The organism is Paenibacillus donghaensis, from assembly GCF_002192415.1.
In the GTDB taxonomy this organism is placed as follows: Bacteria; Bacillota; Bacilli; order Paenibacillales; family Paenibacillaceae; genus Paenibacillus_AQ; species Paenibacillus_AQ donghaensis.
The window spans coordinates 7,216,766-7,229,643 of sequence record NZ_CP021780.1 but is presented as its reverse complement, the minus strand read 5'-3'; the positions used below and the strand labels follow the sequence as shown (position 1 = coordinate 7,229,643).

The window sequence follows — 12,878 nt, the reverse complement described above, 5'->3', positions numbered from 1 at the left end:
GACTCATCTCCCTTATCGTTTAAGAACTTATATTTCAATCACGAAGCCTTGACGTTCGAAGGCCTGCTTCACGACAGTGGCATCCATCTTTTTCAGCTTGATTCCTTTGGCGAGTGTCATAAACCGGCCGGCCGTCTGCAGCATACCCGGTTTGGCAATATCATGAAAGCCCAGCTCCACCATAATATCGATGACTTCGGGATACTGGCTGACAAGATTGAAGATGGAATCGTTACTATCCAGCACTTTGTCCATATTCCTCTACCTTTCGTTTGAGAATTATTCTCAACAACAGATTAGCATAGTCCGCCTCACGGAATAGTGACTGCGCTCACTAATGAAGCAGGATTACCTGAAATGCAAGAAAAAACGGCTTTGCCGTTCTCTGCAAAGCATATGCTTCCGAAGCAGCGATACTACGTATCGCTTTCAGGCATCCGTTTCTGCGTGAAATAGAAGGATAATTTATGGCGTGCAACGGCAAACAGACCATCCCCGTCTGCGCCTCGCACAGTGGAAATAGTCTGCTGCTTAATTATTGTAGGATTGCTGTAGCATTGCTTCAGCCTTATAGGCTTACAGTGTTACACCTGTCTTAAAAATAGCAATTTCACGGAAATTGTTCTTCTCATTGTTCACCAGTTCACCGCTGGCTACACGGATAATATATTGGATGAAATCCTCCAGAACCTCTTCGGCCGAGCCATCCTCCACCAGCACACCGGCGTTGAAGTCTATCCAGTGGCGTTTGCCTTCAAACAGCGGCGTATTGGTCGATACCTTCATCGTAGGCACGAAGGTGCCGAAGGGCGTTCCGCGTCCGGTCGTGAAGATCACCAGCTGGCAGCCTGCGGCGGCGAGGGCCGAAGAAGCCACCAGGTCATTGCCCGGTGCGTTCAGCAGGTTCAGGCCCTTCTTGCTGATTGCTTCTCCGTATTTCAGTACGTCCATCACCGTGGAGGTGCCTGACTTCTGGGTGCAGCCGAGCGACTTGTCTTCCAGGGTTGTAATGCCGCCGGCCTTGTTGCCCGGCGAAGGATTCTCGTAGACGGGCTGCTTATAATCCATGAAATATTGCTTGAAATCATTGATCAGATCTACAACCTTATGGAAGACCTCTTCATCTGCGGCCCGTTCCATCAGGATTTTCTCAGCGCCAAACATCTCGGGCACCTCTGTCAGGACGGTTGTTCCGCCCTGGGCAGCCATGAAGTCGGAGAGACGTCCCAGCAGCGGATTGGCGGTAATGCCGGACAGTCCATCGGAGCCGCCGCATTTGAGGCCGATCTTCAGCTCGGAGAGGGCTACCTCTTCACGGCAATCCCCTTGTACATGGTTGTAGATTTCTTTTAGCAGCTTCACGCCTTCTTCAATCTCATTGCCCACTTCCTGGGAGACGAGGAATTTCACGCGGTCTTCATCATAGCTGCCCAAAGACTCTCTGAAAATCTCCAGATTGTTGTTCTCGCAGCCCAGCCCCAGCACCAGCACGCCACCCGCATTGGGATGCTTGACTGCATCGCCCAGGATCGTACGGGTGTTGTCATGATCATCACCGAGCTGGGAGCAGCCGTAATTATGCTTCAGCACCAGCAGATTGTCGAAGGGAGCGATATCGCCGACCTCAGCCTTGAAGATATTGATAATCTGTTCAGCCACGCCGTTGACACAGCCAACCGTCGGCACAATCCACAGCTCATTGCGGATGCCCACGGAGCCACCCTGACGTCTGTATCCCTTGAAGGTCAGATTCTCCGCCTTGAACGGGTTGGGCGCAAGCTTTTGTACGAAGCTGTATTCCTCAACTCCGGTCAGATTGGTCTTGGTATTGTGGGTATGCACCCATTGGCCGGGGGAGATTGTCACCGTGGCATGCCCGATGGGGTAACCGTATTTCATTACGTTCTCGGCTTCATTAATGCTTGAGAGTGCAATTTTGTGGCCTCTGGCGATATCCTCAATTATCTCTATCTCATTCCCGCCGATCACAATCTTGTCGCCTGCTTTATAATCCTTAAGCGCTACAGCCACGTTATCGGTATCATTGATCTGCAGTACCTCTTTCATGGTCTTGATCATTGCTTCACACCTCCGGAATATTGTACTTAGTTGTGGGCGGGCTGGTTCAATAAGTCTTGCAGCGCCTGCTGCATGCCCTTGCCCTGGATAGCAATCAAGCCTTCGGCCACCTTGTCGGTCAGACCAAATACCTCATTCAAATCACGTCCCCAGCGGTTCTGCGCAGCCAGCACTTCAGTGACCAAGGCACGCAGACCTGCTTCTGTACCATCCCAGCCACTCCACAGAGAAGCGAACCATTCCAGAATATCGGCATCATCCGCCAGTGGAATACTTTCTTCTCCCCGTTGTCCTTTATAAAAGCAGATCAGCGCGCTAAGCGAGAATACCAGCTTCTCCGGCAGCTTACCTGTAGATTCGGCATATTCCAGCAGGGACGGCAAATCTCTTGTTTTGAATTTGGAAATCGAATTGAGGGAGATGCTCAGCACATAATGCTGCACATAAGGATTCAGGAACCGTTCCAGCACCGCATCGGCAAAAGACTTTAGTTCCTCCACCGGCAGATCCAGGGTTGGAATTATTTCTTCATATATTAATGACTTCACGAACGGGCCTACCACCTCATGCTCGACAGCTTCCGCTACCGTATCCACACCATACAGATAGGCTACCGGGGTCAATGCAGTATGTGCGCCGTTCAGAATTCTCACCTTGCGGGTGCGGTAAGGCGTCATATCGTCCACGACCAGCACATTCAGTCCAGCCAGGTGAGCCGGGAATTCATCTTTGATCCACTGCGGTCCTTCAATAACCCACAGATGGAACTGCTCGCCAACAACTACCAGGTTATCCTTGTAACCCAGCTCCTCTGTAATTTCAGCGATGGAATCCCTCGGATACCCAGGGACGATCCGGTCCACCAGGCTGCAGCAGAAGGTGTTGGCTTCATTCAGCCAGCTGATGAACCCTTCTCCCAGATTCCAGAGTTCGGCATATTGCAGCACAACCTTTTTCAGCTCATCGCCGTTGCGGTCAATCAGCTCACAGGGAATAATGATGAACCCCTTGGAGGCTTCGCCTTGGAACAGCTCATAACGACGGTACAAGAGAGCCGTCAGCTTGCCGGGGAAACTCTGCTGTGGTGCATCCGTCAGCTTGTCGCCAGGCTCGAAGGCAATTCCCGCCTCTGTCGTATTGGAGACAATGAAACGCAGCTGCGGATTCTCGGCCAGCTTCATGTATTCATCATGCTCAGCATAAGGGTTCAGTGTGCGCGAGATACAATTGATTACCTCATGCTCCTTCACGGCCTCGCCGTCCTTGATACCCTGCAAATAAAGCGTATACAACCCGTCCTGATCATTCAGCATCTGGGAAAGGCCATTCGCCAGCGGCTGTACCACTACCACACTGCCATCGAAACCGGCCTGCTGGTTCATGGCATGAATCTGCCAGTCTACAAAAGCACGCATGAAATTGCCTTCACCAAATTGCAGTACCTTCTCGGGATATTGCTTGTAGGACTTCCAGGTTTTGCGGTTCAATTGATCCATGTCGATTCCTCCTGATTATTGAATGCACACGTTAAACTTAATGACCGGAGCATATCCCCGAGTAGCGGAATATGCCTCTTTGTTCTCTTCCTAATCACTTTACTGGATTAATCGTGAAGGGTTCTAACCGAGCGTCTGATAATCAATTCCGTGCCTATCGAGATTCGTCCATCCTCCTCGGCAGGCCGTTTGATCAAGCTGAGAATCTTGTGCGCACCCTGTTCGCTGATTTCTTCAATCCGCCGTTTCACAGTAGTCAGCGAAGGATTGGTGAATGCGGAGAAGCCACTGTCGTCGAAGCCGACAATGGAGACATCCGCCGGCACCTGCATCCCTTCTTCATATACCTTGTTCATCGCTCCGATGGCCATGTCGTCATTGGAACAGAAGACCGCGCTAGGCGGCTTATCCAGTGCAAGCAGGCTGCCCATGGCCTGGTATCCGCTCGGCATATCATAATTACCGCGTACCATATACTCGCTGCGCACCGGAATTCCGTGGTCTATTAATGCCTGAATGAAGCCGTCTCTGCGCTCCTGGGTTGATTTGAAGCCTTCTACCCCTTCCACAATGGCAATATCGGTATGCCCGGCTTCTATAAGGTATTTGCCTGCCTGATAGGCTCCCTCCCGGTCATTGGAGATGATATTGATGATAGAGCGGTCTTCAATCTGCCTGTTGAGCACGACGATCGGAATCTCCTGCTGCACCACATGGTAGATGAATTTGTTATCGGCTTCACTCTGGCTCATCAGAATGATGCCGTCGAATCTCTTGCGGTGGATGACTGAATAATCAGCATAGTCATCAATCCCGCGGATAAACAGATTGTATCCCACATCAATCACGCTGTTTACACCCCGGATCGTGTCGGAGAAGAAGCTCGCCGAAGTTCCTTTGGCGATGCTGGTAAAGAACAAGCCGATGGTGTGGGAGCGCTGCAGCACAAGGCTTTTGGCATTGTAATTGGGAACATACCCAACCTGGGCGGCTATTTCTGCAATCTTCTTGCGGGTAACCTCTTTGATCAGCGGACTGTTATTGAGTGCTCTGGACACAGTTGTATGAGAAACATTTGCCAATTTGGCGATATCTTTGATTGTAGGTGCCATGGAATTCACCTTCCTTATTAAGCGGGTTTGGCTCTTCCATGTAAGAATAGCATATTATGAATTACGTGGTCACCAGTACCTGCTCGAAATTGAAATATTGCTTCGCATTGGTATAGCAAATATTCTTGATCATACCACCGAGCAGCTCCATATCCTCCGGTGCTTCGCCATCCTCTACCCATGAGCCGACCAGATCGCAGAGAATGCGGCGGAAATATTCATGTCTGGTATAGGACAAAAAGCTTCTGGAATCGGTAAGCATCCCTACAAACTGGCTGAGTACACCCAGATTCGCCAGCGTCTTCATCTGCTCCAGCATACCGTCCTTGTTATCGTTGTACCACCAGGCGGTTCCGAACTGAAGCTTGCCGGCCACGCCACCGCCCTGGAAGCTGCCCATCAGACTGGCAATGACATGATTGTCATTCGGGTTCAGCGAATAGAGAATCGTCTTCGGCAGAGCGCCTTCACGCTCCAGTGCATCCAGCAGTCCAGCCAGCGGTCCGGCAATCGCCCCGTCGTTGATCGAGTCATACCCTGTATCCGGTCCGAGGCGTCCGAACATTACACTGTTGTTATTGCGCAGTGCATGGATGTGGAACTGCATAGCCCAATCCAGCTCGCTGTACAGCTTACCCAGGAATACAAGCGTGAACCCTTTGTATTGTCCTTCTTCCTGCTCACTGACCTTGTCGCCATTTAATCCTTTGGCAAAAATCACCGCCGCTTCTTCAAGCGTAGCCGGTGCATACCTGACCGCATCCAGTGCATGGTCGGATACACGGCCGCCCGAGCTGTGGAAGAATCTTACCCGGCTCTCCAGCGCCTCCAGAAACTGTCCGTAATTCTCTATGCTTCTACCGGCAGCCTCGCTGAGCTGTGCCACCCAAGGCTTAAAGGTCGCACGGTTGATTTCAAGCGCCTTGTCGGGACGGAAGCCCGGAACTACACTTGCCGCGAAACCTTTCAGACCGCTGATTTGACGATGATATTCCAGACTGTCAACGGGATCATCCGTCGTGCACACGGTGGTAACATTGGACTTCAGTATCAGATCTCTGGCCCCGAAGCCCTCTCCCTGCAGCTGGCGGTTTACGGTGTCCCAGATCATAGGGGCGCTCTCTTCACTCAGCAGCTCATGTACTCCAAAGAATCTCTGCAGCTCCAGATGGGTCCAGTGGTACAGCGGATTGCCGATAATCCTCGGCACGGTTCTTGCCCAGGCTAGAAACTTGTCGTAATCCGAGGCATCCCCGGTGATGAATCTTTCTTCCACCCCGTTCGCCCGCATCACTCTCCATTTATAATGATCTCCGGCCAGCCAGGCTTCCGTGATATTACGAAAGGTCTTGTTCTCATAAATCTCCTTGGGGCTAAGGTGACAATGGTAATCAATAATCGGCATATCACTCGCATAATTATGGAACAGCTGTCTTGCCGTCTCGCTGGATAACAGGAAATTTTCGTCCATGAATTTTTTGCCCATCTGCTTTGATACTCTCCTTTGGAATGAAATAATTATCAAGAAGTTTAACGTGAACATTAATCTTAATCCTCATTACCTAAAATATAAAACAATCTAAAATTATGCCTTTTACATTTGACTAAATTACTGAATGGTTAATTTGTTCACGTTAACATTTATATTTCTATTGTAAACGTTTTTACTGGATGCGCAAGCCTTTTTTTTGAAAAGGATCGATCCCTCCCAAACCCTCCCTTCCAAGGGAGGGCCCCAAAGGGTTGCACCCTCTGGACTCCCGCAAGTTTGGCGAATAAGTCTGGCGGCACGGTGATTAGGAGGCTGGGTGGTAGGACCGCTTATCCCTGCGGGACCGCTTGGACGCCGCAATGTACGGCGTGCGACCCCTGACGGGATGCACGCCGGAGGTTGAGGTCAAAGGCGGGCTGTTCCTTCGGAATGCGCGAGAGCCTAAGATCAAGAGCAGGCTGTTCCTTCGGAATGCGCAAGACCTTCACGCCAAGGGCGGGCTGTTCCTGCGGAATACGCAAGAGCCTAAGGTCAAGAGGCAGGCTGTTCCTTCGGAATGCGCGAGAGCCTAAGGTCAAGGGCGGGCTGTTCCTGCGGAATGCGCAAGAGCCTAAGATCAAGGGCGGGTTGTTCTCTTGTTAGGACGTAGCTACAGCTTAGATTACTACTTAGATCCCCTAGCCCTTTTCGCTCGTAACCCTCGCTGCAATTTCAGACGGTTGCGGACTCAGGAGCCCCTATTTGCTGTAAAAGGACCGTTTTGCTGGATTAACGGACCCAGGAGCCGCTATACCACAGAAAAACCTTGGGTTAGGTCTTGTTTTGACGAATTAGGGGCTATACGGTCCGTAAGACGTCAAAAGATCGCAGAAAGAAGGTAATAGGGGCTATACGGTCCGCTAGAATGCGGGTTACCTAGTTCAAGGGCTTGGAGTCTCGCAGGGTCCTAAGGAGTAACCAGCTTGGCTGATATAAATAGTCCGGTTACAAAATGAAAGGAGACTTGTCCGCCGTTTTTGGCTATAACTGCGCTGATCTCGGCCACCGCCCGGCTGCGTTCTTGCTCCGTCAGTATCAGATATTCGCTGCCTGTCTGCAAGAACCCGATGAAGCTGTCCGCGTCCAGCACGGTGCTCCACTGATAACGGTAAACCTCCGGTGCTGCGAAATATCCGCTGGCGGGAATCTCGGCTGAAGTTCTGTCGATCCGCTGATTAATTTCGTCCTCGCTGGCAAAGGAGAAGACCTGGTGCTCCCCGCAGATGCTGGCCAACTCCCGGTCTTCCTTGGTATCGCCGCATAAATAGAAATTCCAGAACAGGGCCAACCGCCCGTCTGGTTTCAACACCTCTGAACATTTTCTGTAGCCTTCAGGCTGCGGCACCCAATGAAAAGCCTGTGCGGAGAATACCAGATCATTCTCCAGGCGCGGCTGCTGCCAATCCTCGAATCTTGTGACTGCGTATTCTATTCTTTTGCCCTCATGCTTGCGTAATCCCAGCTCTGCCAGCTGCTGCCCCGGCTCGATACATAGCAGTCCGTAGCCGCGCTCCAGGAACAGCTCTGAGGCTTTGCCGCTGCCTGCCCCGATCTCAAGCAGCTTCGACTCCGGCTCTAGCGCTGCAGCCGAAATGATCGTATTTATCAGCTCGGGCGGATAGCTTGGTCTATACACATCATAAGTATCGGCCACTTCATCAAAGCTTTTGCTTTCTTGTATGTAATCGCGTTTTCTCATCTGAACCATCACTCCTTAACTGGTAATATTTCTGTTACGCAGGGATATGTTCAGAGTTTCACAAACTTATAACTGCACGCGAAGAAGCCGGACATCCTGTCTCAGGTGTCCGGCTTCTTCATTTAATCAGAAATCGAGGCTTATTTGTCCAGCGATTCGCTCCAGTCATGGACCATCGAGCCTTCCAGGTATTTCTCGGCATCCATCGCGGCCATACAGCCGGTTCCGGCTGCCGAAATGGCCTGGCGGTACCGGGTATCCTGAACATCACCACAGGCAAATACTCCGGGTATATTCGTTTCTGTGGTGCCGGGATTGACTACAATATACCCGTTAGGGTCTGTCGTAATCTGATCGCCCAGAAAAGCGGTATTCGGAGTATGTCCAATAGCTACAAACACGCCATCCGCTTCCACAAGCTCACTGTTGCCCGTCTCATTGTTGCGCACCATCAGTCCTTTGACACCCTTCTCGTCGGTAGCGACCTCAAGCGGTGTGCGGTCAAGCGCCCACACGACCTTGCTGTTATCGCGCGCGCGGTCCTGCATAATCTTGGAGGCGCGCAGCTCGGAACGGCGGTGAACCAGCGTAACGCTGGAAGCGAAGCGGGTCAGGAAGCTGGCCTCCTCCATCGCAGAGTCGCCCCCGCCCACCACGACGATCTTTTTGCCGCGGAAGAAGAATCCATCACAGGTAGCACAGGTGCTGACCCCGCGGCCCACATTCTCCTGCTCACCGGGAATGCCCATATAACGGGCAGAAGCGCCGGTTGAGATAATGACGGATTCGGCTTCCAGCACACCCAGCCCATCCACAGTCACTTTGAAAGGCCGCTGTGAGAAATCAACGGACTCCACCCAGCCATTCTTAAACTCCGCACCAAACCGCTCCGCCTGCTTGCGCATATTATCCATCAGATCAGGACCCAAAATTCCTTCAGGGAAGCCGGGAAAGTTCTCCACTTCTGTCGTCGTTGTCAGTTGTCCGCCTGGCTGCAAACCTTCAATTACCAGCGGGCTCAGGTTGGCGCGCGCCAGGTAGATGGCAGCTGTCAGCCCTGCCGGGCCTGTTCCGATTACAATCGTTTTGTACATATCAGTGACCTCCTCAGGATATTCAGGGTATTGTTATTAGATATTCTCGGTAAATGGCGACAGGCTGCCGCCCCTACTCTCTTTGAAGCTGCCGCACTCGTTCTCGATACGCCTTGCATAACGGCTTACCATCGAAGGAGATACTCCGTAACGCTGAGCTAACTCACGGTAGGTTACCGATATTCTATGCAGCTTGGCAACCAGATACTCCAATGCCGCACTCCAGGCTTCAGTATGGCGGATGTGGGGCACATCGGGATACAGGCTGCCCACGAATTGCTTCCAGAGCAGCTCGGCGTCTTTCCGCTGTGACGCTTCGTAACGCCGGTCCATCCCTGACATAGCCTGGTCGATGATCTTCTGCCATTCCTCTCTCCACTCCGGTGGAGTTTTGAATCTGGACGGCAGCGTCTTCTCATCCGTCTGAAGCTGCTCTGGATCTTCCGGGCCGCTGCCGATCAGCCGCTGCAGACTAAGCAGCGCCGTCTCATGCAGCTTATCCTCCTGTGCCGGCTGCTGCGCAAGCAACCCACGCAGCACTTCGGACATCTCCTCGTCCTCAATCCAGCATAATGCTTCCGTGACCTGATGCTTCGTGGCAGCATCTCCATAACGCAGCGCCCAGAAGAAGGACGAGCGTAGCAGCGGGTTGTTGCGCACTTCCTCGGTGAAGCTGTCCTTGTTGTTCTTCCACCGCTTCAGTTGCTCCTGAAACGGCAGCTGATAGTTGTAGCTCACAGAAGGCAGCGGTGTTCCCTCAGCCTGCGCTTGCACCAGCTGCGCCAGGAAAAAGCGCGGAACCGCCGATTCGGGGTCCAGCTTCAAGGCTTTTTGCCAGCAGCGCCGGGCTTCTGCGTACATTCCGCTGTTGCTGGCGGCCGCCGCACAATAATGATACAGCCCGGCGTCGCCGCCAACCTCCTCGTCCTTCAGCAGACGGCGGAAATGACTGTACGCCGTTCTATGGCGGCCCAGGATTCCCATTGTCGTAGCCATCTTGAATACATGCTCCTGGTGAAAAGGAACCGTGTTCTCAAGCATAGTTACCAGCTGCCCGAGCTGTCCGCCGTCCCCCTCATACTGCAGAAAGATAGCCATATTACAGAGCGCATGAAGATTGCCTTCATCCAGCTTCAGCACCTCAACTATACATTCCTTGGCTTTGGCGAAGCGTCCCATATAGAAATAGGCCAAGCCCAGATTGTTGTGCGCGGCCAGGAAGTCGGGTGTATTCTGCACAATTTCCTGCAGCAGGGCGACAGCCTGAGTGAACTTACCCTCTTCAAGCAACGCTCTGGCCCGTTCATGCTCGACTACTCCCTCACGGCTCTTGATCCGCACCAGCGGAGCAGGACGGTCCAGCTCATATTGCAGCAGTTCCATCAGTTCTTCCGACTCGGACAGAAATTCTCCGGCCACATCTTCCTCAAGATAAGTGACAAGCGAACGTTCCGCCTCTTCAAAGCTTTCCATATTGGCGTAATTGTTAGCCATATAGAAGTGACATTCCGTCATTGACGGGTCAATATGGTCCAGAACATGGATGAGAATCTGATTCGACGCCTCATATTTGCCCATCTCTGATAATATACCCGCCATATTGCAATGATTCACCGGATTATCCGGTTCATATTCTACAGCTTTGCGAAAATTTTTTAATGCCTTATCATATTGAAAGCGGTCAAGCGACCGAACGGCTCTTTCAAAGAAAAAACTGGCATCCAGAGTGACAGGAATTACATTGCCCAAATCCTCATCATTCTCTGAAGTAATCTCTATCATGGAAGCAAGGCACCCCCCTTGTAAAGCTAAAGCTTCCCTTATCCTTAGGCTAACACGAAACAGGAGATCGGCACCAAACCCGCATACCGAAGCTCCAAGCGTTCACGTTTATCCGTTCCCAGTTATGGTTCCGGCTGTCTTCACACAGTATACCACAGGTGAAGGGGGGATTCCCAAGTACGGATATCGGCTATTAAAGGAAATTGTGAGAGACAAGTAGAAACGGCTTCGCCGTAAATTCTTATATTTTAAGAAAAGACGGGGGATCAAATCCCCGCGTCTCTGAACAGCTTGTCTATTGAACCGCCTTCTATAATGATTCTTGTGGCCTGGGCCAGCATCGGTGCTACGGAGAGCACCGTGAACCGGCTGGAATGGTCAGGCGGCAGTGCGATGGAGTCGGTAATGACCACCTCATCGATGCAGGTATGATCCAGCCGCTGCAGTGCAGGTCCGGAGAACAGTCCGTGGGTTGCACAGACTATGCTGTTCTTCGCCCCTCTCTCCTTCAGGCCTTCGACCACATTGACTATCGTGGTGCCGGTATCAATCAGATCCTCGATGATAATCGGGGTCTTGCCCTCCACATCACCGATCACATGGGTAATGACCGATTCATTGTGGGCCGGGCGTTTCTTGATCATGATCGCAAATGGGGAGTCCAGCTTGTTGGCCAGCTTCTCGGCCATGGATGCCCGCCCCGCATCCGGGGAGACAATCACAAGATCAGACATGCCCTTCAGCTTCAGATGGCCGCTGATCAGATCCAGCGCAGTCAGGTGGTCTACAGGAATGTTGAAGAAGCCTTGAATGGCGGCGGCATGCAGATCAATCGTAATGACCCGGGTGGCTCCGGCGGTTGTCAACACATCTGCGACCATTTTGGCCGAGATCGGCTCACGCGGGGCAGACTTGCGTTCCTGCCGGGCATATCCGTAATAGGGAACAATAATATTCACCGTCCGCGCCGAAGCCCGTTTGGCGGCATCGATCATCACGAGCAGCTCCACAAACATCTCATTGATGGGGTGGGAAAGAGACTGCACCAGGAATACGTCACAGTTCCGGATGCTCTCTTCGTAATGCACGTAAATTTCACCGCTCAAGAAACGGGTCAGCTTAATCTGGCCCAATTCGACACCAAGCCGTTCCGCAATATCCTGAGCCAGCTTAGGATTCGATGTTCCGGAAAATATTCGCAATTGATGATGCATAACGCCCTCCTGCGGATTGAAATTAGATGAACTTTCTCATAATACGAACGCTACGGCTGTGCGGCGGCGCTCCTCGAATACGGACAGCTCACGGAAACCCGTCCTCCAGAGCAAGCTGCGGGCTTCCTCAAGACCGTCCCCAAGCTTGGCCGGATCATGGGCATCCGAGCCCAAGGTGAGCGGAATTCCGAGCGCCAGCGCTTCCTGCAGCAGATGCTCCGCCGGGAACATCTCGGCGCAAGGTTTGGTTAAGCCTGAAGCGTTCAGTTCCATCACCAGGCCGCTGGCCTGAATGCTTGTAAGAGTAGCCCGCTCCATTTCTCTGACCTCAGCTTGGCCTTCTGCCGTCACAGGAGCATAGCCGAAACGCTTAATGACGTCCATATGTCCTATAATATCATATAATCCGCATAACGCCGACTTCTGTACTGCATCATAATAGCGGCGGTATACCTCCACAGGGTCCTGCCCTTCCCAGCCATGAACCTGCCGGTAATCGGTAATATCCCACTCGCCCAGGAAATGAACCGACCCAATCAGATAATCCCAGGGATACGGAGCCAGCAGCTCACGAATCTGATCCTCATAGCCTTCAATATAATCAGCTTCCAGACCGAGCCGCAGCTCAATCGTTCCACGGTATTTCTCTTTGAGTGTGAGACATTCATCCACATAACGCGGCAGCTCCTCCAGCGGCATCGCCATCTCCGGATAATAGCTGGCCGGGTCCACATGAATCAGCGGCAGATGATCTGACAATCCCAGCTGCTGCAGCCCCAGCTCTACACCGCGCTGCACATATTCCTCCAGCTTGCCTACCGCATGGCCACAACGCTCGTGGTGCGTATGGTAATCAATATGCATCGGCCCC

General features: G+C 52.2%; 10 protein-coding genes. All 10 read right to left on the bottom strand.

Annotated elements, in window-relative coordinates:
- Positions 1 to 27: 27 nt before the first annotated feature.
- Positions 28 to 255 carry a DUF1858 domain-containing protein gene (locus B9T62_RS32830; RefSeq protein ID WP_087919091.1) on the bottom strand — a complete coding sequence of 76 codons (228 nt, stop codon included), beginning with the start codon at positions 253 to 255 and terminating at the stop codon, positions 28 to 30.
- Between the two features lie 321 nt (positions 256 to 576).
- Positions 577 to 2,067, bottom strand: coding sequence for a UxaA family hydrolase (locus B9T62_RS32825; RefSeq protein ID WP_087920515.1), 1,491 nt, complete (start codon positions 2,065 to 2,067; stop codon positions 577 to 579).
- 38 nt (positions 2,068 to 2,105) lie between these two features.
- Positions 2,106 to 3,575, bottom strand: coding sequence for a tagaturonate reductase (locus B9T62_RS32820; RefSeq protein ID WP_087919090.1), 1,470 nt, complete (start codon positions 3,573 to 3,575; stop codon positions 2,106 to 2,108).
- A gap of 107 nt (positions 3,576 to 3,682) precedes the next feature.
- Positions 3,683 to 4,687 (bottom strand): LacI family DNA-binding transcriptional regulator, encoded by a 1,005-nt coding sequence (locus B9T62_RS32815; protein WP_087919089.1) that lies wholly within the window; start codon positions 4,685 to 4,687, stop codon positions 3,683 to 3,685.
- A gap of 61 nt (positions 4,688 to 4,748) precedes the next feature.
- Entirely contained in the window at positions 4,749 to 6,173 is a 1,425-nt protein-coding gene (gene uxaC, locus B9T62_RS32810) for a glucuronate isomerase (protein WP_087919088.1), read from the bottom strand.
- Between the two features lie 952 nt (positions 6,174 to 7,125).
- The gene (locus tag B9T62_RS32800) at positions 7,126 to 7,917 is read right to left on the bottom strand and encodes a class I SAM-dependent methyltransferase (protein ID WP_157794098.1); all 792 of its coding nucleotides are present in this window, start codon (positions 7,915 to 7,917) and stop codon (positions 7,126 to 7,128) included.
- Between the two features lie 140 nt (positions 7,918 to 8,057).
- Positions 8,058 to 9,011: a thioredoxin-disulfide reductase gene (gene trxB, locus B9T62_RS32795; protein ID WP_087919085.1), complete on the bottom strand. Its 954-nt coding sequence runs from the start codon at positions 9,009 to 9,011 to the stop codon at positions 8,058 to 8,060.
- Between the two features lie 36 nt (positions 9,012 to 9,047).
- Entirely contained in the window at positions 9,048 to 10,793 is a 1,746-nt protein-coding gene (locus B9T62_RS32790) for a tetratricopeptide repeat protein (protein ID WP_087919084.1), read from the bottom strand.
- A 266-nt stretch (positions 10,794 to 11,059) separates the two neighbouring features.
- A complete protein-coding gene (locus B9T62_RS32785; RefSeq protein WP_087919083.1) occupies positions 11,060 to 12,007 on the bottom strand; it encodes a ribose-phosphate diphosphokinase in 948 nt (315 codons plus the stop codon).
- 36 nt (positions 12,008 to 12,043) lie between these two features.
- Positions 12,044 to 12,871: a histidinol-phosphatase HisJ gene (hisJ, locus tag B9T62_RS32780; RefSeq protein WP_087919082.1), complete on the bottom strand. Its 828-nt coding sequence runs from the start codon at positions 12,869 to 12,871 to the stop codon at positions 12,044 to 12,046.
- Between the last annotated feature and the right edge of the window lie 7 nt (positions 12,872 to 12,878).